The organism is Streptomyces sp. NBC_00096 (genome assembly GCF_045041305.1).
In the GTDB taxonomy this organism is placed as follows: domain Bacteria; phylum Actinomycetota; class Actinomycetes; order Streptomycetales; family Streptomycetaceae; genus Streptomyces.
On record NZ_CP108221.1, the window covers coordinates 2648507 to 2671897 of the forward strand.

Genomic DNA, 23391 nt, shown 5'->3' on the forward strand with positions numbered 1-23391 from the left:
ACGTACCTGCGCACACATCCGAGAAAAGGAGTGTGGAGCAGGGCCGGAGGGACTCGAACCCCCAACCGCTGGTTTTGGAGACCAGTGCTCTACCAATTGAGCTACGACCCTTTGCGTCCCTCAACCTACCGCATCGAAGCGAGAGCGAGTGCACGGAGTGCTCACGCTCTGCAGCGGTCGGTGAGGTCCAACGACGGTTGAGTGTACGTGGTCCGGGCCCTGACGTCGAACAGCGTCATCCGGAGAGTGCGCGTCCGGTAGCTGAAACGGCGTGCGGCGCTCGTTTGGCTTCTGGGACGATTGGCCGCATGACCTCTGAAACGCCTTCCGCCGAGCGCCGCGTATCCGCCCGTATCGGTGCCATCTCCGAATCCGCCACCCTCGCCGTGGACGCCAAGGCCAAGGCCCTCAAGGCCGCCGGGCGTCCGGTGATCGGTTTCGGAGCCGGCGAGCCCGACTTCCCGACCCCGGACTACATCGTCGACGCCGCGGTCGAGGCCTGCCGCAACCCGAAGTACCACCGCTACACGCCGGCCGGCGGCCTGCCCGAGCTGAAGGCCGCGATCGCCGCGAAGACGCTGCGTGACTCCGGGTACGAGGTTGACGCCTCCCAGGTCCTGGTGACCAACGGTGGCAAGCAGGCGATCTACGAGGCGTTCGCGGCCATCCTCGACCCGGGTGACGAGGTCATCGTCCCGGCCCCGTACTGGACCACGTACCCGGAGTCGATCCGCCTCGCGGGCGGCGTCCCGGTGGAGGTCGTCGCCGACGAGACGACGGGCTACCGCGTCTCCGTCGAGCAGCTCGAAGCGGCCCGCACCGAGCGCACGAAGGTCGTCCTGTTCGTCTCCCCGTCGAACCCGACCGGCGCCGTCTACTCCGAGGCCGACGCCGAGGCGATCGGCCGCTGGGCCGTCGAGCACGGCCTGTGGGTCCTGACCGACGAGATCTACGAGCACCTGGTCTACGGCGACGCGAAGTTCGTCTCCCTCCCGGCGATCGTTCCCGAGCTGGCCGACAAGTGCATCGTCGTCAACGGCGTCGCCAAGACGTACGCCATGACGGGCTGGCGCGTGGGCTGGGTCATCGGCCCGAAGGACGTGATCAAGGCCGCGACCAACCTGCAGTCGCACGCCACCTCCAACGTCTCCAACGTGGCCCAGGTCGCGGCGCTGGCCGCCGTCTCCGGCAACCTGGACGCCGTCCACGAGATGCGCACGGCCTTCGACCGCCGCCGCCAGACGATGGTGCGGATGCTGAACGAGATCGACGGCGTCTTCTGCCCGACCCCGGAGGGCGCGTTCTACGTGTACCCGGCGGTCAAGGACGTGCTCGGCAAGGAGATCCGCGGCAAGCGCCCGCAGACCTCGGTCGAGCTCGCGGCCCTGATCCTGGACGAGGCCGAGGTCGCGGTCGTCCCGGGCGAGGCCTTCGGCACCCCCGGCTACCTGCGTCTCTCCTACGCCCTGGGCGACGAGGACCTGGTCGAGGGCGTCTCCCGCATCCAGAAGCTCCTGGCGGAGGCCAAGGCCTAGAGCTAGACCGGCCCGCAGCAGCCCGGACCTGAGCGGCGGCTCCCCCGTGGGGGAGCCGCCGCTCAGGCGTTTCGGGGACCGCCCTTCCGCTGCGCGGAGCCCGGTCCCCTACCCACCCTTCACCCGTTCCCCGGGGCTCCGCCCCAGACCCCGCTCCTCAAACGCGGGAGGGGCTAATTCCAGCCCCGCCGGCGTTTGAGGCGATCTTTTCGGCCCCGCCGGCGATTGAGGCGCGGGTCCGGGCAGAGCCCGGAAAGGCCCGCGCAGCGGACCCGCTCACGCGTTCGCGCAAGCCCCCGATCGGTAAAACCCCCTCCCGCCGAGCGCAGCGGTACGGCAGGATCAACAAATGGAGCACGCACGCGATCTCACGCTTCTGCCGAAAGCCCACCTCCACCTGCACTTCACCGGCTCGATGCGCCCGTCGACCCTGCTGGAGCTCGCCGACAAGTACGGCGTGCGGCTGCCCGACGCCCTCACCGGCGCCGAGCCGCCGAAGCTCCGTGCCACGGACGAGCGCGGCTGGTTCCGTTTCCAGCGGCTCTACGACACCGCCCGGTCCTGTCTGCGCGAGCCCGACGACATCCGCCGCCTGGTCCGCGAGGCCGCCGAGGAGGACGTGCGGGACGGCAGCGGCTGGCTGGAGATCCAGGTGGATCCCACTTCCTACGCCCCCCTCCTCGGCGGGATGATCCCCGCCGTCGAGATCATCCTCGACGCCGTCGACGCCGCCTCCCGGGACACCGGTCTCGGCATGCGCGTCGTCATCGCCGCCAACCGCATGAAGCACCCCCTCGACGCCCGCACCCTGGCCCGCCTCGCGGTCCGCTACGCCGACCGCGGGATCGTCGGCTTCGGCCTCTCCAACGACGAGCGCCGCGGCATGGCCCGCGACTTCGACAGGGCCTTCGCCATCGCCCGCGAGGGCGGGCTGCTCGCCGCCCCGCACGGGGGCGAGCTGACCGGCCCTTCCTCGGTCCGCGACTGCCTCGACGATCTGCACGCGGCCCGCATCGGGCACGGCGTACGGGCCGCCGAGGATCCCCGCCTGCTCAAGCGGCTCGCCGACCGGCAGATCACCTGCGAGGTCTGCCCGGCGTCCAACGTGGCCCTCGGGGTCTACGAGCGCCCCGAGGACGTCCCGCTGCGCACCCTCTTCGAGGCCGGGGTCCCGATGGCCCTCGGTGCGGACGACCCGCTGCTCTTCGGGTCCCGGCTCGCGGCCCAGTACGAGATCGCCCGCCGGCACCACGCCTTCACGGACGCGGAGCTCGCCGAACTGGCCCGCCAGTCGGTGCGCGGCAGCGCCGCACCCGCCGACGTACAGGAGAAGCTGCTGGCCGGGATCGACCACTGGATCGCGTCCTAGGCACGGGGGGCGGGCGGCGCGTCAGCGCGTGAGCCGCAGGTCGCCCTCGTGGCAGTCGGCCCGTACCCGCGCACCGTCCGGGAAGCCGATCTCCAGGTGGGTGCGGCCCTGCGCGGGCAGCGCGTACTCGGCGACCGATTCCACGGTCTCGCCGAGGTGCCGCAGGAAGGGGTGGTCGCCGAGGTCCTCGCCGACCTCGATGCGGCCCCACTCCCCCATGTCGTAGGCCTCGTGCGGGGTGGCGGACTCCACGATGAGGCAGGCGTCGGAGCCGGTGGTGATCCGGGTGGATTCCCCGTCGCTGTCGAGGAGCCAGACGTCCAGGGGTGCCTCGGAGCGTTCGCCGTCGCTGATGTGCCAGGACGCCACGACCCGTCTGATCGTGCGTCCCACCAGCCGGGTGGGGTCCGTACCGGCCCCGTGCAGGGGACAGAGCATGGGCGGCCGGGACTCCTCAGATGCTGACGCCGACCGTCACCGGCTCGTTGACCAGGGTGACGCCGAAGGCCGCGTGGACGCCCGCGACGACCTCGCGGGCCAGGACGAGGAGGTCTTCGGTGGTGGCCTCGCCCCGGTTGGTGAGCGCGAGGGTGTGCTTGGTGGAGATGCGGGCGGGGCCGTCGCCGTAGCCCTTGGTGAAGCCGGCCTTGTCGATCAGCCAGGCCGCGCTGGTCTTCGTACGCCCCTCACCGGCCGGGTAGGCGGGCGGGGTGGTGCCGGGGCCGAGCCGGTCCTGGGCGCGGGCGAGGAAGGCGGCGTACGCCTCGTCGCTGAGGATCGGGTTGTGGAAGAAGGAGCCGGCCGACCAGGTGTCGTGGTCGGCGGGGTCCAGGACCATGCCCTTGCCGGCGCGCAGCCGCAGGACGGTCTCGCGGGCCTGGGCCGCCGGGACCCGGTCGCCGGCCTCCACGCCGAGGGCGCGGGCCGTCTCGGGGTACTTGACCGGCGCGGACAGTCCGCCCGCGTCCTCCAGGGCGAAGCGGACGCGCAGGACGACGTACCGCTCCGGCTGGTGTTTGAAGAGGCTGTCGCGGTAGGAGAACGCGCACTCGGCGGCCGACAGGGTGACCGTCTCCCCGCGCGTGCGGTCGTAGGCGACGACCTCGGTGATCGTGTCGCAGACCTCCTGGCCGTACGCCCCGACGTTCTGGATCGGGGTGGCGCCGGCCGAGCCGGGGATCCCGGCGAGGCATTCGATGCCCGCGAGTCCCGCGTCGACGACCCGGGCGACGGCCTCGCTCCAGTTCTCCCCGGCCGCGAGCTCCAGCCGGGTCCCGTCGAGCGTGAACCCGGTGGTCGCGATCCGCAGGGCGGTGCCGTCGAAGCCCTGGTCGCCGATGACCAGGTTGCTGCCGCCGCCGATGACCAGGAGCGGGGTGCCGCTCTCGTCCGCGGCGCGCACGGTGGCGACGACCTCGGCGTCGGTGGTCGCGGTGACCAGGCGGGCGGCGGGGCCGCCGAGCCGGAAGGTGGTCAGCGGGGCGAGGGGGGCGTCGTGGAGTTCCTGCACGTGGACAAGAGTACGGTCCGTGTCCCCCCATCCCGGCGGGGCCACGGACCGCGTTCGCACTGCGGGCGCCGTACGGGCGCTCAGCGAGCCTGCTTCTGCTCCGCGAGCCGGCGCTCGGCCTCCGCCCAGCTGATGGGCAGCTCGCCTGCCGGGACGGTCCAGAAGGTGAACTCGGACTCCTTCATGTACGCGGCGGCCGCGCGCGAGCTGCTGCGGTGCGGTTCGCTGCGCGCGAAGCGGTAGAGCGCTTCGCGGTCTTCCCAGGCCGACAGGGTCAGGAAGGTCCGTCTGAAGACCCGGGCCCGCAGGCCGACCCCGTGCGCGCCGGGGGCCTTGCGGATCTGGAGGATGATGCCGGGCGACTTCAGGAAGAAGCGCAGGGCTCCCGTCAGGGTGGCCGTCTCGAAGCGGGAGGCCATGACGTAGACCTCGGCGCCGGCGGCGGCTCGGGTGGGCGTGGACCAGGGGACATCGGGCATGACGGGCCTCTCCTTCGCGGGGGACGAGTCGTACGGATCTTCGTGCGGTGCGGCGGCTGCGGTTCTCCCGGGCGGCCGCGGCCCGGGCGGCGGCCGCGTGCGGGACCGGTCAGACTGCCAGCTTCTCGGGGGCACCGGAAGCGGTAGTGCCGGGTGCTTCTGCGCCGGGGGTGTTGGCGGCGGCGGTGGCGTCGGGGGCGTCGGCCGCTTCCGCCGCCCGGCTGGCGGTCGCGCGGGCCTTCTCCTTGTCCCGGCCGGGGAGCAGCAGGGCCAGGGCGGCCGCCAGGGCGACGACGGCTCCGCCGATCCAGAGGGCGGGGACGGTGCCGTCGGTGAAGGACTGCCCGGACTGGTAGCCGCCCTGGGCGGAGAAGACGGAGGCGAGGACGGCGACACCGAGGGCTCCGCCGACTTCGCGCAGGGCGCTGTTGGTACCGGAGGCCTTGCCCTGGTCGGCGGGGGCGACGGTGGACATGAGGGCGTTGGAGGCGGGGGCGAAGAAGAGGCCCATGCCGATGCCACTGATGATCAGCGCCGGGAGCTGGGCGCCGTAGGAGACGTCGGTGCCCAGGATCACGGCGAACCAGCCGAGGCCGATGGCCTGCAGCGCGAGCCCGGCGACCACGACGGGGCGGCTGCCGATGCGGTCGGAGAGGATCCCGGAGATCGGGGCGGCGATCATGGGCATGCCGGTCCAGGGGAGCATGCGCAGTCCGGCTTCGGTGGGCGAGTAGCCGAGGACGCCCTGGAGGAACTGGCTCAGCAGGAAGATCGAGCCGAACATCCCGACGAACATCAGCAGGCTCGCCATGTTGATGCCGAAGAATCCGCGGTCGCGGAAGAGCCGCATCGGCAGTACCGGGTTGGCGCTGGTGAAGCCGTGGCGGATGAACGCGGCGACGAGCGCGGCACCGACCAGCAGCGCGGTGAGCACGGGGAGGCTGGTCCAGCCGTGCGCGTTGGCGTTGACCAGCCCGTAGACGATTCCGAAGAGTCCGCCGCTGATGAGCAGCGTGCCGGGGACGTCGAGCTTGGCCTGCGGGGCGGTGGACTCGGCGAGGCGGAGCCGGGAGAGCGGGATCAGCGCCAGACCGACCGGGACGTTCAGCCAGAAGATCCACTGCCAGGAGATGTGCTCGGTCAGGCTGCCGCCGATGAGCGGCCCGCTGGCGACGGCGAGGCCGGTGAGGGCTCCGTAGATGCCGAGGGCCATTCCACGCCGGGCGGCGGGCACGGCGACGGTGAGCAGCGTGAGCGAGAGCGGCATCATGACGGCCGCGCCCACGCCCTGGACGGCCCGGGCGGCGATGAGCTCGTTGATGCCGGGCGACAGGGCCGCGGCGGCGGACGCGCCGGTGAAGATGGTCATGCCGGCGATGAAGAGCCGGCGCCGGCCGAACCGGTCACCGAGGGCCGCGCCGAACATGAGCAGGACGGCGAAGGTGAGCGTGTACGCGTTCACCGTCCACTCCAGGTCCTCCAGCTTTCCGCCGAGGTCCTCGCGGATGGAGGGGAGCGCGGTGGTGACGACGAGGTTGTCGAGCGCGGCCATGAAGCTGGCGGCCCCGGTGATGACGAGCGCCCAGATGGCGGGCCCTCGAAGCTTGGTGTCCTGCATGGTTCCCCCAAAACTAGTTATTGATCACTAACTTCAACGGGCAGAGCTGGGCCCGGAGCGGGCGGGCGGGCGGTGCGTCACTGCCGGACTGCGGACTGCGGACTGCGGACTGCCGGGGCGGGACTGCCGGCGGTACGGCCACTGGCGGTGCGAGTGCCGACGGTACGAGTGCCGGCGGTACGACTACTGGGGCCGGATCCCCGGGTAGCAGCCGTCCCAGACCCGGTGCTGCGCCGGGAACCCCATGGCGGCCAGGGTGTTGATCAGCATTCCGTACGCCAGGAACGTGGTCGTCTCCTCCACGCTCGCGCCGAGCGGCACGTGGACGGTGTCCCACAGCTTCATCCAGGCGGCCCGCACCATCTCACCGAACTCCGGCTCCCCGGCGGCTTCGGCCGCGGCGACGGTGACGTAGGTCTGGAGCTGCATCTGCAGCTTGTCGGGCTGCTCGGCGATCAACCGCATGTACGCCGCGCCCATGACCTGGACCGCCTCCTCGCCCTGGTACCCCTTCGCGGCCTCCTCGAAGACGACCCGGATGTCCTCCATGCAGCGGGCGGCCGCGGCGAGGAAGATGGCCTGCTTGTTCGGGAAGAGCCGGAACAGGTACGGCTGGGAGACCCCGACCCGCTTGGCGATCGCCTCGGTGGAGGTTCCGTAGTACCCGCCCCGGGCGAACTCGCTCATCGCCGCCCGGATGACGCTCTCGCGCCGCTCTTCCGCACTCATCCTTGCCATGCCTCGAAGTTAGTGCTCAATCACTAACTTGGCAACCCCTGGCGCGGCACAACCACCGACAAAGCCCTGACCTGCAACTTCCTCGCAGGTCAGGGCCTTGTCGGTAACGAATGAAACGGGTGGGACTGGTGGGGTCCTACGCGAGGACGACCACCGCGCGCGACATCCCCAGCACCTTCTGCCCGGCGCTCATCGCCGTCAGATCGACCCGCACCCGGTTGTCGTCGAGCTTCGCCCCGACCTTCGCGGTGACCTCGATCAGCGCGCCGCGGTCGTCGTTCGGCACGACGACCGGCTTCGTGAACCGCACCCCGTACTCGACGACCGCACCCGGGTCGCCCACCCAGTCGGTCACCACACGGATCGCCTCGGCCATGGTGAACATGCCGTGCGCGATCACGTCCGGCAGGCCGACCTCGGTGGCGAACTTCTCGTTCCAGTGGATCGGGTTGAAGTCACCCGAAGCACCGGCGTAGCGCACCAGGGTCGCCCGCGTGACGGGGAAGGACGCCGCCGGCAGCTCGGTACCGACCTCGACCGCGTCGTACTGGATCTGGGCAGCCATCTCAGGCCTCCTCGGGAGCGGGAGCGGCGGGCTCGGGCGCGGGCTCGGGCGCGCGGGAGACGAGCTTCGTCCACGCCGTCACCACGTGCTCTCCGCCCTCGTCGTGGACCTCGCCGCGGATGTCGATGACGTCGTTGCCCGCGAGCGACTTGACGGCCTCGATGGTCGAGGTCACCGTCAGCCGGTCACCGGGCCGCACGGGGCGCGTGTACGCGAACTTCTGGTCGCCGTGCACGACGCGGCTGTAGTCCAGCCCCAGCTGCGGGTCCTCGACGACCTGGCTCGCCGCCGCGAAAGTGATGGCGAACACAAAGGTCGGCGGGGCGATCACGTCCTGGTGACCGAACGCCTTGGCGGCTTCGGGATCCGTGTAGACGGGATTCGCGTCACCCACCGCGACCGCGAATTCGCGGATCTTCTCCCGGCCGACCTCGTACGGATCGGTGGGCGGGTAGCTCCGCCCCACGAAGGACTGGTCGAGCGCCATGGCTCCCTACCTCCCTGTTGGAAACGACATGTTGGAACGGCCTTCGAAACGGCCTGCCGAAACGACCTGCCGAAACGACACAAGGCCGCCCCCCAATGACGGGGACGACCTCATGACGGTGCCTGTTTGTACGAGACTTCGCTAAGTGTTAGCGGGTCTCGCGGTGCGCGGTGTGCGAGTTGCAACGCGGGCAGTGCTTCTTCATCTCAAGACGGTCCGGGTTGTTACGCCGGTTCTTCTTGGTGATGTAGTTCCGCTCCTTGCACTCCACGCAGGCCAGCGTGATCTTCGGGCGGACGTCGGTGGCAGCCACGTGAGTGCTCCTTGACGGACATTAGGGACGGATGAACGCATAAAAGAGTAGCCGATCGGGAGACCGACCCCGCAATCGGCTACTGTGTGTAGCGGCGACCGGACTTGAACCGGTGACACAGCGATTATGAGCCGCTTGCTCTACCGACTGAGCTACGCCGCTTTGATGAGATCCGCTCCCCACCCGAGGGTGGGGAACCTCTCTCACCAGAGCCCCAATGCGGAATCGAACCGCAGACCTTCTCCTTACCATGGAGACGCTCTACCGACTGAGCTATTGGGGCGAGCGAGGAAGACATTACACGGTCGCCCGCCGATCGCCCAAATCCTTTGCGGGGCCTGGCCTCGGAGCCCTTCCGGCGCCTTTCTTGATCGCCGCCCGAAGCGCCTCCTGACACCCTTCGGGCACTTTTCACCCCGAAAGGTGTCCGGTGTCACACCCGGGATGCCCCCCTTCGCCTCCGGGGATCGCACAGCGTCACGTCCAGAACCCCACCACCGGCTCCATCCGGCTCCCGTCCGGCTCCCGTCCGGCTCCCGTCCGGCTCCCGTCCGGCTCCCGTCCGGCTCCATCCGGCTCCCATCCGGCTCCCATCCGGCTCCCGTCCGGCTCCGTCCGTCCCCCGTCCGGCTCCCATCCGGCTCCCGTCCGTCCCCCGCCCGTCTCCCCGGAGCATCCCCGGGTGCATCCAGCGCCGCCCCGGCTGCACAGCGACACAGCGGCACAGGGGCAACACGGACCCCGGCGGCACCCCGTGCCCCGCGGCCCGCGCCGCGGCCCGGGGGCGGTCGTGGGCAGGGCGTGCCGGGCGCCCGGTCGGGGCGGGCAGACTCACCGGTACGACTATTGCGCTCTTCCGCGAAGCGGGCATCCCCGCCCCCTAGGCTCTGACCACGCTGCGTGATCTTGGGCCGCGGTCCGCGGCCACGGCCCAGGAACCGCCCGAGCCACCGCAGGAGCGCGCGATGTCCGACAGCCAGCCGCAGCCGCCGTCCCACTCCGCGCGGGGCCGCCCGAGCGGCAACGGGCACGGCCCCGAGGGCGCTCCGGGGAACCAGGGTCCGGTGACCCCCGAATCCACCACCCTCCTCCTCGCCGGCGCCCGCCTCACCGACGGCCGTACCGTCGACGTCCGCCTCGGTGGCGGCCGGATCCAGGCCGTCGGGGAAGCCGGCAGCCTCCCCGCCGCCGCCGGGGCCCGCGTGGACCTCAGCGGCTGGCTCCTGCTCCCCGCCCCCGCCGAGCCCCACTCCCACGGGGACACCGCCCTGACCGCCGACAGCGAGGGGCCCGTCTCCTACATGCCGGACGAGGTGCAGCGCCGTGCCACCGAGGCCGCGCTGCTCCAGCTCGGGCACGGTGCCACCGCCGTCCGGTCCCACGTGCGGATCGGCGACGTGCACGGCCTCGGCCCCCTGGAGGCCGTACTCCAGGCCCGCCGCTCCCTGCGCGGGCTCACCGATCTCACCGCCGTCGCCGTCCCCCGGCTGCTGACCGGGGTGGCGGGCGCCGACGGGCTCGCCATGCTGCGGGACGCCTTGAAGATGGGGGCCTCCGTCATCGGGGGCTGCCCGGACCTCGACCCCGACCCGACGGGCTTCCTCGAAGCCGTACTGGAACTCGCCGGCGAGCACGGCTGCCCCGTCGACCTGCACACCGACGGCGACGACCCCACCCGCCTGTCCCGGCTGGCGACCATGGCCGCCGGGCTGCGCCCCGGGGTCTCCATCGGCCCCTGCGGCGGACTGTCCCGGCTGCCGCTCGACGTGGCGACCCGGGCCGCCGACCGGCTGGCGTCCGCGGGGGTACGGGTGACCTGCCTGCCCCAGGGCGACTGCGCGGCCCTGGAACGCCGCGGCCTGCGCACCGCCCCCGTACGGCTGCTGCGTGCCGCCGGGGTCCGCGTCGCGGCCGGCAGCGGGGCCCTGCGCGACGCGGGCAATCCGGTCGGCCGCGGGGACCCGCTCGAAGCCGCGTACCTCCTGGCCTCCCAGGGCGGGCTCCGCGCCATCGAGGCGTACCACTCGGTCAGCACGGACGCCCGCGAGGCAATGGGCCTGCCGGAGGTGCGGGTGGAGGCCGGCTTCCCGGCGGAGCTGCTCGCCGTGCGCGGGGAGCGGATCGCGAGCGTGCTGTCCCTGGCGTACAGCCGGATCGTGATCCACCGGGGGCGGGTGGTAGCCCGGACGAGTGCCGTACGGGAGTACTGCGACTCCGCCGTCGCCGTGGCCCTGGACCTGCCCCGGCAGGGCCGTACGGAGCCGGGTCCCTGAGGGTTCACCGTGCGTTCGCGGGCGGCGGCGCCCGGCTCGTCGTACGGTCGGGACATGCGCATCGTCATCGCGGGTGGACACGGTCAGATCGCGCTGCGGCTGGAGCGCCTGCTCGCCGCGCGCGGGTACGAGGTCGCGGGCATCATCCGCGATCCGACACAGGGCGACGACCTCAGGGAGGCGGGCGCCGAACCGGTGCTGTGCGACCTGGAATCGGCGTCGGTCGAGCACGTGGCGGGCATCCTGCAGGGCGCGGACGCGGCGGTGTTCGCGGCGGGCGCGGGTCCCGGCAGCGGTGCCGGACGCAAGGACACGGTGGACCGGGGCGCGGCGGTGCTGTTCGCGGACGCGGCCGAACGGGCCCGCGTACGCCGTTTCCTGATGGTCTCTTCGATGGGCGCGGACCCGCGCCGCGAGGGCGACGAGGTCTTCGACGCCTACCTCCGGGCCAAGGGCGAGGCCGACGAGCACGTCCGCACCCGCCTGGGCCTGGAGTGGACGGTCCTGCGCCCGGGCTCGCTGCTCGACGACGCCGGCAGGGGCCTGGTCCGTCTGGAGGCGCGGACGGGCCGCGGGCCGGTCACCCGCGACGACGTGGCGGCGGTGCTCGCCGAGCTGATCGAGACGCCCGCGACCGCGGGGCTCACCCTGGAGCTGATCGCCGGCTCCACCCCGGTCCCCGTGGCGGTCAAGGACGTGGCGGGCAATTAGGCCGCCTCTCCCTGACCGCAGAACCCCCGGCCGGCCGGGGGTTCTGCGGTCGCCCGGGCCGGCGCCGGGGCTCGTCCGGTCAGAACTCGGCGGTCACCTGGTCGTCGGAGCGTCCGACCGAATCCTGCTGGAACTTCTTCTCGTAGGCCTCGCGGATCCGCTCGATGCGGGCACCGCGCTCGTCGGCCTCCTTCTGCGGGTACAGGAGCACCACCTCGTAGGAGGTCTCGTGGATGACCTTCCCGTCCCGCTGCCACTGGCCGTACCCGTCGTGGACGGTGAGCCCCTCGGGGAAGGCCGCGGTGATCTCCCGGTCGAGGAAGCCCATGAACTCCCGCTCTGCGACCGGCGGCCGGCCGTCCGGCCGCTCGGTCCCGAAGTAGAGCCGGGTCTCCTGGTAGGGGTCCCCCACGTGGGTGTGCAGCGCCGCTCCGACCAGAGCCGGGATCCCTGCCCCGAGCAGGGCGAGGAGTACCCCGCCGCCGACCTTGCCGCGCGCGTCATGAGTCCATTTCACGCCGGGTGAACGACCGGAGCCCCGCATCGGTACGCCGGTGGGGCCAGACAGGTACCGGGCAGGCAGGTACCGGACAGATACCGGGCAGGCATACGAGAAAACCCCCGCCCATTGCGTTTCCGCAATGAACGGGGGTCTCACTCGCGTGGCGGCGCCAGGGTTCGAACCTGGGTAGGCTGAGCCGGCAGATTTACAGTCTGCTCCCTTTGGCCACTCGGGCACACCGCCATGATCGCTGCCATCTTTCCGCCTTGCGGCGGCGCTCCGTGGCAACGACGTAAACGATACCCGATGACCGGGGGTGCTTCGCCACCGGATTGATCAGCACCGCACGTGGGTGCGGTGGCTAGGCTTTGCGGAGCGGTCCGGGGTTGTCCGGCCGCGCCCCGCGGGGCCGTCACCACCGACTTCAAGGAGCCACAGCACATGGCCGACTCCAGTTTCGACATCGTCTCGAAGGTCGAGCGGCAGGAGGTCGACAACGCCCTCAACCAGTCCGCCAAGGAGCTCTCGCAGCGCTACGACTTCAAGGGCACCGGCGCCACGATCGCCTGGTCCGGCGAGAAGATCCTGATGGAGGCGAACTCCGAGGAGCGCGTCAAGGCCGTCCTGGACGTCTTCGAGACCAAGCTGGTCAAGCGCGGGATCTCCCTCAAGGCGCTCGACGCCGGTGAGCCGCAGCTGTCCGGCAAGGAGTACAAGATCTTCGCCACGATCGAGGAAGGCATCTCCCAGGAGAACGCCAAGAAGGTCGCGAAGATCATCCGTGACGAGGGCCCCAAGGGCGTCAAGGCCCAGGTCCAGGGCGAGGAGCTGCGCGTCAGCTCCAAGAGCCGCGACGACCTCCAGGAAGTCCAGGCCCTCCTCAAGGGCAAGGAGCTGGACTTCGCGATCCAGTTCGTGAACTACCGCTGATCAGGATTCCCTGACCTGCGCGTACGCGGTTGACGAGGGGGCACATCGCCGAGGAGCACCTCGACGGGTGCCCCCCGTCACGTTTGCGCCGGCCGCGTTCCCGGCGTCGCGTTTGCGGCCGCCGCGTCGATCAGCCGCCCGCGGGCCGGTGGGCACCGCGGAGGGTGTCGATGACGGTGAGGAACAGGAAGAAGTTGGGGATCTTCGCGACCGGGGTGTTCGACCACGCCAGCAGCTTGCCCGCCTTCGCCACGAAGACGGTCCCGTTCTTGATCTCGACGCTCTGGATCTCGCCCCAGTGCGCGGCGCCGCGCCTGGCGGTGGCGATCCCGCCCGCCGTCACCGTGATCCCGCCGAACTGCAGGGTGGCGCCCTGCTCCAGCGCCGCGACCGCGCCGGGCAGCTGGGCCCGGGTGATCTCGTGCTGGATGGCCGTGCCCCAACGCTCCGGTTCGGCGTAGAAGTTGGTCAGCTTGACCGTGGAGCCGTCCTGGTTGAACAGCGTGTAGAGGTAGCCGGTCCCGACGTGGACGCCGTTGGCGTACTGCTCGGTGATCTGCTGGAGCACCGTCAGGGAATCCCACCGGAAGCCGCTGACCGGACCGTTCGCATCGGCAACGACCAGGCCCTCCTCGAAGAGGTGGATGCGCTTCGCCGCCTGCTTGCGGGAGAGGTTGGGGCTCTGCGCGAGGAGCCAGACGAACAGCAGGCCGGGCAGGACGAAGCAGGCCAGGCCGAGGACCGCGAACAGGAACAGGCCCGCCATCCGCCAGGCACCCAGGCGCTTGGGAAGGAAGGTCTCGCGGTGGCGGCCCAGATTCCGGGCCGTTGCGAGGGACGCGACCGCGTCGGGTATCCGCTCCTCGGCGGAGGGGGCGGCGGCTGTCGCCATGGGTGCCTCTTTCATCACGCCCGCGGTGTCCTCCACGGGCGATTGCCTACGAGCAGGCGGAGCCTACTGGCCGCCCGCCGGACCCGGCGCCCGGGTGGCACGTGCCCGGCGTGAGCGGCGTACGCGCCCACGGCGCCCCTCGTGTGCACTTGGGCAACAGGGAGTGCGCCCACCACGCTGAGGTGTGTCCGTCACCGCCTCGACAGGGGGTTCCCGTATGCCTGGGGCCGGCACGTTTCGCGAAGACCTCGGTGCGTCCGTGGTGGTCGCCCTGGTCGCACTGCCGCTCTGCGTCGGAGTGGCCGTCGCCTCCGGCGTACCGGCCGAACTGGGGATCCTCACCGGGGTGGTGGGCGGGCTGGTCACCGGCTGGTTCCGGGGCAGTTCGCTCCAGGTCAGCGGTCCGGCCGCCGGACTCACCGTGCTCGTCTACGAGGCGGTGCGGACGTACGGGCTGCCCGCGCTCGGCGTACTCGTCCTCACCGCGGGCCTGGTGCAGCTGGGCATGGGCGCACTGCGGCTCGGGCGGTGGTTCCGGGCGATCTCCGTGGCCGTCGTGCACGGGATGCTGGCCGGCATCGGACTCGTGCTGATGGCCGGTCAGCTGTACGCCCTGGCCGGGGTGGAGGCTCCCGGGAGGACCCTGGAGAAGCTGGCCGGAGCGGCGGGGCTCGCAGCGCGGGCCGACTGGACCGCCGTGGCCCTGGGAGCCGGGACCGTCGCCGTGCTGGTGGCCTGGCGGCGGCTGCCGGACCGGCTGCGCCTGGTGCCGGGGGCACTCGTCGGGGTGGCCGCCGCCACCGCCGCGGCCCAGGTGCTGCGGCTGCCCGTGGACCGGGTCCGGGTCACGGGCGTCCTCGCGGCCGTGACTGCGCCCGGCTGGGGGGACTTCGGGGTGCTGGCCTCCGCGGGGGCCGCCGGGACGGTGCTCGCGCTCGCCCTGATCGCCTCCGCCGAGACGCTGTTCAGCGCGGCCGCCGTGGACCGCATGCACGACGGGGCCCGGACCGACTACGACCGCGAACTCATCGCCCAGGGCGTCGGGAACACCCTCTGCGGCCTGCTCGGAGCCCTGCCGATGACCGCCGTGATCGTCCGCAGCGCCGCCAACGTCGAGGCCGGTGCCCGCACCAGGGCCTCCCGGATCCTGCACGGCGGGTGGCTGCTGCTGTTCGCCGTGGCCGTACCCGGTCTGCTGGAGGCAGTACCCCTCGCCGCCCTGGCCGGGGTACTGCTGCACGCGGGCTGGAAGCTGCTGCCGGCCCGGGCGGTGGCCGCCCTGTGGCGCACCCACCGGGGCGAGGCCGTCGTCCTGGTGGCGACGACCGCGGCGATCGTGGCCACGAACCTCTTCGAGGGCGTGCTCGCCGGTCTGGGGCTCGCCATCGCCAAGGCGGCCTGGGAGACCTCCCACGTGCACCTCGAGCAGGTGTGGGAGGGCGAGCAGCTGTGCGTCCGGATCCTGGGCAACGCCAGCTTCCTGCGGCTGCCCAAACTGCTCGACGAGCTGGACGCGCTGCCGCACGGCAGCGCCGTCCGCCTCGACCTGAGCGGGCTGCGCCACCTCGATCACGCCTGCCTGACCGCACTCGACGGCTGGGAGCGGACCCGGAGCCCGCTCCCCGGCCGCGAAGGCGTCATCTAGTGCCGTTACCCTCCGGCCGTGAACAACGAGCTGAAGCGCACCCTGGGAGTCTTCGACGCGGTCGTCGTCGGGCTCGGCGCGATGGTCGGGGCCGGTATCTTCGCCGCGCTGGCCCCGGCGGCGCGCGCTGCCGGCGGAGCGCTCCTCGCGGCGCTCGGGGGCGCGGCCCTGGTGGCCTACTGCAACGCGCGCTCCTCGGCGCGGCTGGCCGCCCGCTACCCGTCCTCGGGCGGGACCTACGTGTACGGGCGCGAGCGGCTCGGGCCCTTCTGGGGATATCTGGCCGGGTGGGGCTTCGTCGTCGGCAAGACCGCTTCCTGTGCGGCGATGGCCCTCACCGTGGGGGCCTACGTGTGGCCCGGGCAGCAGCACGCGGTGGCCGTGGCGGCGACGGTGGCGCTGACCGCCGCGAGCTACGGCGGGGTGCAGAAGTCCGCCCGGATCGCCCGGGTGATCGTGGCGGCCGTACTGGCCGTGCTGGCCGGGGTCGTCGTGGCGTGCCTGTCCTCCGCCGCGGCCGGCGCCGGCCGTCTCGGCGGCCCGGACTGGGGCGCCGCCGGGCTGCTCCAGGGCGCCGGGCTGCTGTTCTTCGCGTTCGCGGGCTACGCCCGGATCACCACCCTGGGCGAGGAGGTGCGCGATCCGGAGCGCACGATCCCACGGGCGGTGCCCCTCGCCCTGGGAATCGCCCTGCTCGTCTACGCCGCGGTCGCGGTGGCGGCGCTGTCGGTGCTCGGCGCCGGCGGTCTGGGGCGGTCGGCGGCTCCGCTGGCCGACGCCGTGCGCGCGGCCGGGATGCCCGGGCTGACTCCCGTCGTCCGGGTGGGTGCCGCCCTGGCGGCGCTGGGCTCGCTGCTGGCCCTCGTCCTCGGGGTGTCGCGGACCACCCTGGCGATGGCGCGGGACGGCCATCTCCCGCGCGCGCTGGCCGCCGTACATCCGCGGCATCAGGTGCCGCACCGTGCCGAGCTGGCGGTGGGCTCGGTGGTGGCGGTGCTCGCGGCGACCGCCGATCTGCGGGGCGCGATCGGTTTCTCGTCCTTCGGCGTGCTGGCCTACTACGCGATCGCGAACGCCTCCGCGTGGACTCTCGATTCAGGTGTCAAAGACCGGGCCGTGGCAGCGGCGGGGCTGTCCGGCTGCGTGGTGCTGGCCTGCGCGCTGCCCGCCGCGTCGACGCTCGCGGGGGCCGGGGTGCTGGCTTTGGGCGCGGCGGCCTACGGTGTGCGCCGGCGGCTCACACCCGGGATCTGAAGCCGGCCCAGGGAGTCAGCTCCAGGTCCCACTCCTCCCCCGCTCCCGACGCTTCGCTGAACCAGGCGGTGCCCTCGACCCAGCCGCGCAGCCAGTCGGCGAGGGCGGGCGATTCGAGGAACCAGGCGAGGCCGGGATCACCCGGGTTCGGGTCGAACAGCAGGACTTGGGCGGCTTCGGAGCGGCAGTCCACGCAGACCCGCATGGCGCAGCCGAAGTCGGCTATGGGCAGTACGCCCTCGGGCCAGCGCCAGGCCGACGTACGCATCGCGGTGTATTCGGCGACGGCCGGCTCCAGCGGCAGCAGGCCGCACTCGGGGCCGAATCCGCCGTCCGCGACGCGGGTGTAGAGGTCGCCGAGGAGCGGCGGCAGGGCGAAGCCCAGTGCGGCCTCGGCCCGGCGCAGCCCGGCCCGGTCCAGGGGCGCGGGAAGGGCCGTGGTCAGGGTCCCGCCGGCCGTGTACCGCTCCTGGTGGGAGCCGCGCGCTCGCTCGGCGACTTGCTTCAGCAACTGCTCGGTGTCATCCATGCACTCACAGTGACATCCCCCACTGACAATCGCCCTGACCTGCACTTTTCAGCGCAACGACGGCCGAAAACCACGAATGGGGAGTGCCCGTCCCACGCCGGTGACGGCGCGCGACGGGCACTCCCCAATCCGCTCAGGTGTTCAGACCCCGGCCAGACCGCTCGGGTCCTCAGACGCCGGCGTTGATCCGGTCACGCTTGGCAGCGGCAGCGGCATCGGCTTCGGTAGCGGCTTCGGCGCCCTTGGCCGCGCCGCCGTGCGCCGAGTCGTAGCCGATGAAGTAGGTGGGACGGCCCTGTACGGCGGTGTATATCCGCCCTATGTACTCACCGAGCAGACCGACACATATCAGCTGGACGCCACCGAGGAAGAGCATCGCGACGAACAGCGAGGTCCAGCCGGGCACGGTCTTGCCGACGAGGAACACGGCGAGCGTCACGGCGATCATGACGAAGCAGGTAACGAAGCTCACCACGCCGAGCCAGGTCGCGAGGCGCAGCGGCGCGGCGGAGAAGTTGGTGATGCTGTCGACCGCGAGGCGGATCATCTTGCTCAGCGGGTACTTGGTCTCGCCCGCCACGCGCTCGTCGCGGTGGTAGGTGACCTGGCCGCTGGGGAAGCCGAGCCACGGCACGAGCAGGCGGTAGACCTGGTGCTGGTCGGGAAGCGCCTTGAGGGCTTCCACGGCCTCGCGGCTGAGCAGCCGGAAGTCGCCGGCCTGCGCAGGAACCTGCTTGCCGACCATGCGGCGCATCAGCCAGTAGTACGCGCCGGCCGTGCGGCGCTTGAAGCCGCTGTCGGTGCTCCGGTCCGTCCGGACCCCGTAGACGATGTCGAGGTTCTCGGCCCGGGCCAGGTCCAGCATCTCCGGTATCTTCTCCGGCGGATCCTGGAGGTCGGCGTCAATGCTCGCGACGTACGCGCCGACCGAGCTGTGCAGACCTGCCCGCAGCGCCGCCTGGTGCCCGGAATTGCCGCGCAGCTTGACTATGCGCAGCTCGGGCCAGCCCTTACGGAACTCTTCGAGGAGTTCGGCGGTCCGGTCGGCACTGCCGTCATCCACGGCCACCACCTCGTACGGGACATCAGTGCCGTCGAGGGCGGGGCGCAGGCGGCTCACCAGCGCCGGAAGAGCCTCTTCCTCGTTGTACATCGGCACAATGACCGAAAGAGTCGTGGTGGCACTCGCAGCCGACACTGAATTCTTCCCACCTATGAAGTACTTCGGGACTGGGCATTCAGGCTAGACATTAGTGCACCTGGAGTAGCTCTTTTACTGATCCCATGTCGAATGTTACGCGCGCCACTCCGGCCATTCCACCCGGGCAAGGGCGGCCGGAGGGCGCTCCCCGACGGCTACCGCGAGGCGAACGGGGCGTCCGTCGGGACGATCTCGCGGCCCAGCGGGAGCAGGGAGAGCGGGACCATCTTGAAGTTGGCGATGCCGAACGGGATGCCGATGACCGTGACGCACAGTGCGATGCCGGTGACGATGTGGCCGAGGGCCAGCCACCAGCCCGCGAGGACCAGCCACAGCACGTTGCCCACGCAGGAGGCGGTGCCCGCGTCGCGCCGTTCGACGGTGGTGTATCCGAACGGCCACAGGGCGTACACCGCGATGCGGAAGGCCGCTATGCCGAAGGGGATGCCGATGATGGTGATGCAGAGGATCAGGCCCGCCAGGCAGTAGCCCAGGAACAGCCAGACTCCGCTGAGCACGAGCCAAATGAGATTGAGGATGGTCTTCACTGGCTGCGTCCTGCCATCTGTTCGAGCCGGGCGATGCGCTCGGCCATCGGGGGGTGTGTGGAAAACATTCTGGACAGGCCCTCGCCCGGACGGAAGGGATTGGCGATCATCATGTGGCTCGCCGTCTCCAGCCTCGGTTCGGGCGGCAGCGGGAGCTGCTTGGTCCCGGCGTCGAGCTTGCGCAGGGCGCTGGCGAGGGCGAGCGGGTCCCCGGTGAGCTGGGCGCCGGAGGCGTCGGCCTCGTACTCGCGCGAGCGGCTGATGGCGAGCTGGATCACGGAGGCCGCGAGCGGGCCCAGGATCATGATCAGCAGCATGCCGAAGAGGCCCGGCCCCTCGTCGTCGTTGGAGCGGCCGATCGGGATCAGCCAGGCGAAGTTCACCAGGAACATGATCACGGAGGCGAGGGCGCCGGCGACCGACGAGATGAGGATGTCGCGGTTGTAGACGTGGCTCAGCTCGTGGCCGATGACCCCGCGCAGCTCGCGCTCGTCGAGGATCCGCAGGATCCCCTCGGTGCAGCAGACGGCGGCGTTGCGCGGGTTGCGTCCGGTGGCGAAGGCGTTGGGGGCCTCGGTCGGCGAGATGTAGAGCCGGGGCATGGGCTGGCGCGCGGACGTGGAGAGCTCGCGCACCATGCGGTAGAGCTCGGGTGCCTCGAACTCGCTGACGGGGCGGGCGCGCATCGCGCGCAGCGCCAGCTTGTCGCTGTTCCAGTACGCGTACGCGTTGGTGCCGAGGGCGACGAGGACGGCGACGATCAGTCCGCCCCGGCCGAAGAAGCTTCCGATGAGGATGATGAGTGCCGACAGGCCGCCGAGGAGTACGGCGGTCTTCAGCCCGTTGTGCCGGCGGTGCACGGTACGCCCTCCAGGTGGTGCGGCAGGGGGACCCGTCCAGGATCTGTGGATCTGAGGACCTACGGTCCAGTGGACCCTTCCTTCCTGGTCAACGCCAGGTGAGGGCGGCAGGTTCCCCGCGCGCGCCCGCCCGGCCGCCCCGGCGGACCGGGCGGGCGGCCGGTGGCGGGGGCGTGCCGGGCCCGCGCCGGGGGCGGCGCGGATTGGGCCGTACGGGTTACGGGTGCGCGGGATACGGGCGCACGGGCCGCGGCGGGCTACAGCGGGAAGAGGCTGCCCGAGGCGAAGCGCAGGACCAGCTGCGGGGCGCCCGAGAGGACCAGGGCGGTGGCGGCCGTGAGCACGATGGCGGCGGTGACCGGCCACGGAGTGCCCGTACGGGGCTGCGTGCCCTCCCGGGCGGCCTCGCCGTCGCCGTCGGGGGTGCGGAAGAGCAGGGCGGTCCAGCGCAGGTAGTAGTAGAGCGCGACGACGACGTTGACGGCCATGACCACGGCGAGCCAGCCCAGCCCCGCGTCGACCGCCGCCCGGAAGACGGTGACCTTCGCGAAGAGCCCGATGATGCCCGGCGGCAGACCGGCCAGGCAGAGCAGGAAGAAGGCCAGCGCGAGGGCGGCGAACGGGCGCTCGGCGTACAGGCCGCGGTAGTCGGCGAGCCGGTGCAGCGGCTTCGTACGGGCCACCAGGGCGGCCACGGCGAAGGCGCCGAGGTTCACGGCGGCGTACATGAGGGCGTAGGCGACGGTGGAGCCGATCTGGTCGCGGCCGGCGTACGCGGCGGCGGCGATCGGGACCAGCAGGTAGCCGGCCTGGCCGATCGAGGACCAGGCGAGCAGCCGCACGGCGCCGCCGGGGCGGTCGGCGGACTGGCGCAGGGCGGCCGCGTTGCCGAGCGTCATGGTGAGCGCGGCGAGGACGGCGAGGGCCGGACCCCAGACGTCGGAGTACGCGGGGAACGCGATCACCGTGACGAGGATGAGGCCGGTGAAGCCCACGGCCTTGCCGACGACCGAGAGGTAGCCGGCGACGGGCAGCGGCGCGCCCACGTAGGTGTCGGGAACCCAGAAGTGGAAGGGGACGGCGGCCGTCTTGAAGGCGAAGCCGACCAGGGTGAGCGCGACTCCGGCCATGGCGAGCGTGTCCAACTGCCCGGGTACGTGTTCGAGCCGGTCGGCGACCTGGGTGAGGTGCAGGGAGCCGGTGGCGGCGTAGACGAAGCTGACGCCCATCAGGGACACGGCGGTGGCGGTGACGGAGGACAGGAAGAACTTGAGGGCGGCCTCGGAGGAGAGCCGGTCGCCGCGGCGCATGCCGACGAGGGCGAAGGCGGGCAGCGAGGCGACCTCGAGGGCGACGATCAGGGTGGCGAGGTCACGGGAGGCGGGCAGCAGGGCCGCGCCCGCGGCGGAGGAGAGCAGCAGGAACCAGTACTCGCCGGCCGGCATTCGTGCCTCGCGGACGGTGGTGACCGACAGCAGGGCGGTGACCAGGGCGCCGCCCAGTACGAGGAACTGGACGACCAGCGCGAAGTGGTCGGCGGCGTAGCTGCAGGCCCCGGCGCCGTCCGTACCGGGCCCGGTGAGGCAGAAGGTGCTGCGGTCGCCGGCGCGCAGCGGCAGCAGGGCCGCGGTCGCGGCGGCCAGTCCGGCCACGGAGATCCACCCGAGCAGCGGCTTGCGGTGCTCCGGTACGAAGAGGTCGGCGACCAGGACGATCAGGCCGACGGCGGCGGTGACGACCACGGGCGCGATGGCGAGCCAGTCGACGGACTGGACCAGGCTGGGGGTGTCGGCGGCGGCGATGGTGGTGCTGGTGATGGGGCGAAGGACCGTCATGAGTTCCCTCCCGCGAGGAGCTTCTGGACGGCCGGGTCGGTGAGGCCGAGGAGGATCGCGGGCCACAGGCCGGCGAGGACGGTGAGGGCGACGAGCGGGGTCCACGCGGCGAACTCGTAGTGCTGGATGTCGGCGAGGACCACCGGGGCGGCGGCGCCTTCGCGCGCGGCCTTCGGGTCGCCCATGCACACCCGCCGGACGACGATCAGAAGATAGGCGGCGGTGAGCAGGGTGCCGACCGCTCCGACGGACATGTACGTGAGGAACGCGGGCCGCGACAGTCCCTCGGCGGGGTCGAACGCGCCGAACAGGGCCAGCATCTCGCCCCAGAAGCCGGCCAGGCCGGGCAGCCCGAGGGAGGCGACGGCGGCGAAGGCGAGGAACGCGCCGAAGCGGGGGGCGCGGCCGTAGAGGGCGGCGCCGGTGGCTCCGGCGAGGGTGTCGAGGTCGGCGGTGCCGTAGCGGTCCTTGAGGGCGCCGACCAGGAAGAAGAGGAGGCCGGTGATCAGGCCGTGGGCGACGTTGGCGAAGAGCGCGCCGTTGACGCCGGTCGGGGTCATGGACGCGATGCCGAGCAGCACGAAGCCCATGTGGCCGACGGATGAGTAGGCGATGAGGCGCTTGAGGTCGCCCTTGTTGCCCTTGCGGGCGAGCGCGAGGCAGGCCAGCGACCCGTAGACGATGCCGACGGCCGCGAAGGCGCCCAGGTACGGGGCGAAGGTGGCCATGCCGTCGGGGGTGACGGGCAGCAGGATGCGGACGAACCCGTAGGTGCCCATCTTCAGCAGGACGCCCGCGAGGAGGACCGAGCCGACGGTGGGGGCGGCGGTGTGGGCGTCCGGCAGCCAGCTGTGCAGCGGCCACATCGGGGTCTTCACGGCGAGGCCGGTTCCGATGGCGAGGACGGCCAGGATCTGGGTGGTGTGGGTCAGTCCGCGGCCGTTGTCAGAGGCGAGTGCCACCATGTCGAAAGTGCCGCTGTTCAGTCCGATCAGCAGCAGACCGAGGAGCATGACGACGGATCCGAGGAGCGTGTAGAGGATGAACTTCCAGGCGGCGGCCTGCCGCTGAGCACCGCCCCAGCGGGCGATGAGGAAGTACATCGGGATGAGGACCATCTCGAAGGCGAGGAAGAACAGCAGCAGGTCGAGGACGGCGAAGGTGGCGAGGGTGCCGGACTCCAGGACCAGGAGCAGGGCGACGAAGGCCTTCGCGGAGGGGCCCGCGGGGAGCTTGAAGTAGCTGTAGAGCGCGCAGAGGAAGAACAGCAGCGCGGTCATCAGGAGGAGGGGGAGCGAGATGCCGTCGATGCCGAGGTGGATCCGGACGTTCAGCGCCTGGATCCAGCTGATGTCCGTCGTCGCCTGGAAGCGGGACGGGGCGTCGTGGTCGAAGCCCAGGGTGAGGGCGATCGCCGCGGCGAGGATGGCGCCGGTCACGGTCACGCCGTGGCGCAGCACGGCCTGTTCGGGGCTCTTGCCCTTCAGTCCGGGCGGGGCCGGCAGGAGGGCGGCGACGGCGCCGACGAGCGGGCCGGCCACGATCAACGCCAGAAGGAACTGCATCACGGACGGGCTGATATCAATCACGGCTGACT

Annotated in this window: 23 protein-coding genes and 4 tRNA genes; 7 read left to right on the forward strand and 20 right to left on the reverse strand. The window is 71.7% G+C overall.

From position 1 onward, the window contains the following. Nucleotides 1-38: 38 nt before the first annotated feature. Nucleotides 39-111, reverse strand: a tRNA-Trp gene (locus tag OG904_RS11340). Nucleotides 112-308: 197 nt separating this feature from the next. On the opposite strand from OG904_RS11340, the gene OG904_RS11345 reads away from it, so the two are divergent. Then, on the forward strand, nt 309-1535 hold the full coding sequence (locus OG904_RS11345; RefSeq protein WP_405489890.1) for a pyridoxal phosphate-dependent aminotransferase: 1227 nt from the start codon (nt 309-311) through the stop codon (nt 1533-1535). A gap of 349 nt (nt 1536-1884) precedes the next feature. Continuing rightward, nucleotides 1885-2904 carry an adenosine deaminase gene (locus OG904_RS11350; RefSeq protein ID WP_405489892.1) on the forward strand — a complete coding sequence of 340 codons (1020 nt, stop codon included), beginning with the start codon at nt 1885-1887 and terminating at the stop codon, nt 2902-2904. 21 nt (nt 2905-2925) lie between these two features. Here OG904_RS11350 and OG904_RS11355 read toward each other — a convergent pair whose 3' ends face one another. The 10 genes from OG904_RS11355 to OG904_RS11400 form a co-directional block, all read right to left on the reverse strand. After that, nucleotides 2926-3342: a hypothetical protein gene (locus OG904_RS11355; protein WP_405489894.1), complete on the reverse strand. Its 417-nt coding sequence runs from the start codon at nt 3340-3342 to the stop codon at nt 2926-2928. A gap of 16 nt (nt 3343-3358) precedes the next feature. Continuing rightward, nucleotides 3359-4414: a UDP-N-acetylmuramate dehydrogenase gene (locus OG904_RS11360; protein WP_405489896.1), complete on the reverse strand. Its 1056-nt coding sequence runs from the start codon at nt 4412-4414 to the stop codon at nt 3359-3361. 80 nt (nt 4415-4494) lie between these two features. After that, complete coding sequence (locus OG904_RS11365) at nt 4495-4893, reverse strand: DUF3291 domain-containing protein (RefSeq protein ID WP_405489898.1); 399 nt, start codon at nt 4891-4893, stop codon at nt 4495-4497. Nucleotides 4894-5002: 109 nt separating this feature from the next. Continuing rightward, on the reverse strand, nt 5003-6511 hold the full coding sequence (locus OG904_RS11370) for a DHA2 family efflux MFS transporter permease subunit (protein ID WP_405489900.1): 1509 nt from the start codon (nt 6509-6511) through the stop codon (nt 5003-5005). A 183-nt stretch (nt 6512-6694) separates the two neighbouring features. Next, nucleotides 6695-7249: a TetR/AcrR family transcriptional regulator gene (locus OG904_RS11375; protein WP_405489902.1), complete on the reverse strand. Its 555-nt coding sequence runs from the start codon at nt 7247-7249 to the stop codon at nt 6695-6697. A 136-nt stretch (nt 7250-7385) separates the two neighbouring features. Then, complete coding sequence (locus OG904_RS11380) at nt 7386-7814, reverse strand: MaoC family dehydratase (RefSeq protein ID WP_405489904.1); 429 nt, start codon at nt 7812-7814, stop codon at nt 7386-7388. Between the two features lies 1 nt (nt 7815). Continuing rightward, nucleotides 7816-8301: a MaoC family dehydratase N-terminal domain-containing protein gene (locus OG904_RS11385; RefSeq protein WP_405489906.1), complete on the reverse strand. Its 486-nt coding sequence runs from the start codon at nt 8299-8301 to the stop codon at nt 7816-7818. 148 nt (nt 8302-8449) lie between these two features. After that, nucleotides 8450-8614, reverse strand: coding sequence for a 50S ribosomal protein L33 (rpmG, locus tag OG904_RS11390; protein ID WP_003956487.1), 165 nt, complete (start codon nt 8612-8614; stop codon nt 8450-8452). An 89-nt stretch (nt 8615-8703) separates the two neighbouring features. Further along, nucleotides 8704-8776, reverse strand: a tRNA-Met gene (locus tag OG904_RS11395). A 48-nt stretch (nt 8777-8824) separates the two neighbouring features. Beyond that, nucleotides 8825-8897 (reverse strand) — tRNA-Thr (locus OG904_RS11400). Nucleotides 8898-9579: 682 nt separating this feature from the next. Between OG904_RS11400 and OG904_RS11405 the strand changes: the two genes are divergently transcribed. Both OG904_RS11405 and OG904_RS11410 read left to right on the forward strand, forming a co-directional pair. After that, nucleotides 9580-10887 carry an amidohydrolase family protein gene (locus OG904_RS11405; RefSeq protein ID WP_405489908.1) on the forward strand — a complete coding sequence of 436 codons (1308 nt, stop codon included), beginning with the start codon at nt 9580-9582 and terminating at the stop codon, nt 10885-10887. 54 nt (nt 10888-10941) lie between these two features. Continuing rightward, nucleotides 10942-11598: an SDR family oxidoreductase gene (locus OG904_RS11410; protein WP_405489910.1), complete on the forward strand. Its 657-nt coding sequence runs from the start codon at nt 10942-10944 to the stop codon at nt 11596-11598. Between the two features lie 79 nt (nt 11599-11677). Here the strand turns inward: OG904_RS11410 and OG904_RS11415 are convergent, their stop codons facing one another. After that, entirely contained in the window at nt 11678-12115 is a 438-nt protein-coding gene (locus OG904_RS11415; RefSeq protein ID WP_405489912.1) for a DUF3574 domain-containing protein, read from the reverse strand. A gap of 146 nt (nt 12116-12261) precedes the next feature. Next, a tRNA-Tyr gene (locus tag OG904_RS11420) sits at nt 12262-12343 on the reverse strand. 198 nt (nt 12344-12541) lie between these two features. On the opposite strand from OG904_RS11420, the gene OG904_RS11425 reads away from it, so the two are divergent. Continuing rightward, on the forward strand, nt 12542-13030 hold the full coding sequence (locus OG904_RS11425) for a YajQ family cyclic di-GMP-binding protein (protein WP_405489914.1): 489 nt from the start codon (nt 12542-12544) through the stop codon (nt 13028-13030). Between the two features lie 130 nt (nt 13031-13160). Here OG904_RS11425 and OG904_RS11430 read toward each other — a convergent pair whose 3' ends face one another. Continuing rightward, a complete protein-coding gene (locus tag OG904_RS11430; protein WP_405489916.1) occupies nt 13161-13922 on the reverse strand; it encodes a DUF6585 family protein in 762 nt (253 codons plus the stop codon). 217 nt (nt 13923-14139) lie between these two features. Here OG904_RS11430 and OG904_RS11435 point away from each other — a divergent pair, with 217 nt between their 5' ends. Both OG904_RS11435 and OG904_RS11440 read left to right on the forward strand, forming a co-directional pair. Beyond that, entirely contained in the window at nt 14140-15567 is a 1428-nt protein-coding gene (locus OG904_RS11435) for a SulP family inorganic anion transporter (RefSeq protein WP_405489918.1), read from the forward strand. A gap of 18 nt (nt 15568-15585) precedes the next feature. Further along, nucleotides 15586-16821 (forward strand): APC family permease, encoded by a 1236-nt coding sequence (locus OG904_RS11440; protein ID WP_405489920.1) that lies wholly within the window; start codon nt 15586-15588, stop codon nt 16819-16821. Here OG904_RS11440 and OG904_RS11445 read toward each other — a convergent pair. The 6 genes from OG904_RS11445 to OG904_RS11470 form a co-directional block, all read right to left on the reverse strand. Then, nucleotides 16805-17350: an SMI1/KNR4 family protein gene (locus OG904_RS11445; RefSeq protein ID WP_405489922.1), complete on the reverse strand. Its 546-nt coding sequence runs from the start codon at nt 17348-17350 to the stop codon at nt 16805-16807. The genes OG904_RS11440 and OG904_RS11445 overlap by 17 nt on opposite strands. 169 nt (nt 17351-17519) lie before the next feature. Next, nucleotides 17520-18503, reverse strand: coding sequence for a glycosyltransferase family 2 protein (locus tag OG904_RS11450; protein ID WP_405489924.1), 984 nt, complete (start codon nt 18501-18503; stop codon nt 17520-17522). A 203-nt stretch (nt 18504-18706) separates the two neighbouring features. Then, a complete protein-coding gene (locus OG904_RS11455) occupies nt 18707-19099 on the reverse strand; it encodes a YccF domain-containing protein (RefSeq protein WP_405489926.1) in 393 nt (130 codons plus the stop codon). Continuing rightward, nucleotides 19096-19959 carry a zinc metalloprotease HtpX gene (htpX, locus tag OG904_RS11460; protein ID WP_405489928.1) on the reverse strand — a complete coding sequence of 288 codons (864 nt, stop codon included), beginning with the start codon at nt 19957-19959 and terminating at the stop codon, nt 19096-19098. The genes OG904_RS11455 and htpX overlap by 4 nt, the downstream gene beginning before the upstream one ends. 257 nt (nt 19960-20216) lie before the next feature. Then, the gene (locus tag OG904_RS11465) at nt 20217-21794 is read right to left on the reverse strand and encodes an NADH-quinone oxidoreductase subunit N (RefSeq protein ID WP_405489930.1); all 1578 of its coding nucleotides are present in this window, start codon (nt 21792-21794) and stop codon (nt 20217-20219) included. Beyond that, complete coding sequence (locus OG904_RS11470; RefSeq protein ID WP_405497944.1) at nt 21791-23359, reverse strand: NuoM family protein; 1569 nt, start codon at nt 23357-23359, stop codon at nt 21791-21793. The genes OG904_RS11465 and OG904_RS11470 overlap by 4 nt, the downstream gene beginning before the upstream one ends. Nucleotides 23360-23391: the final 32 nt, after the last annotated feature.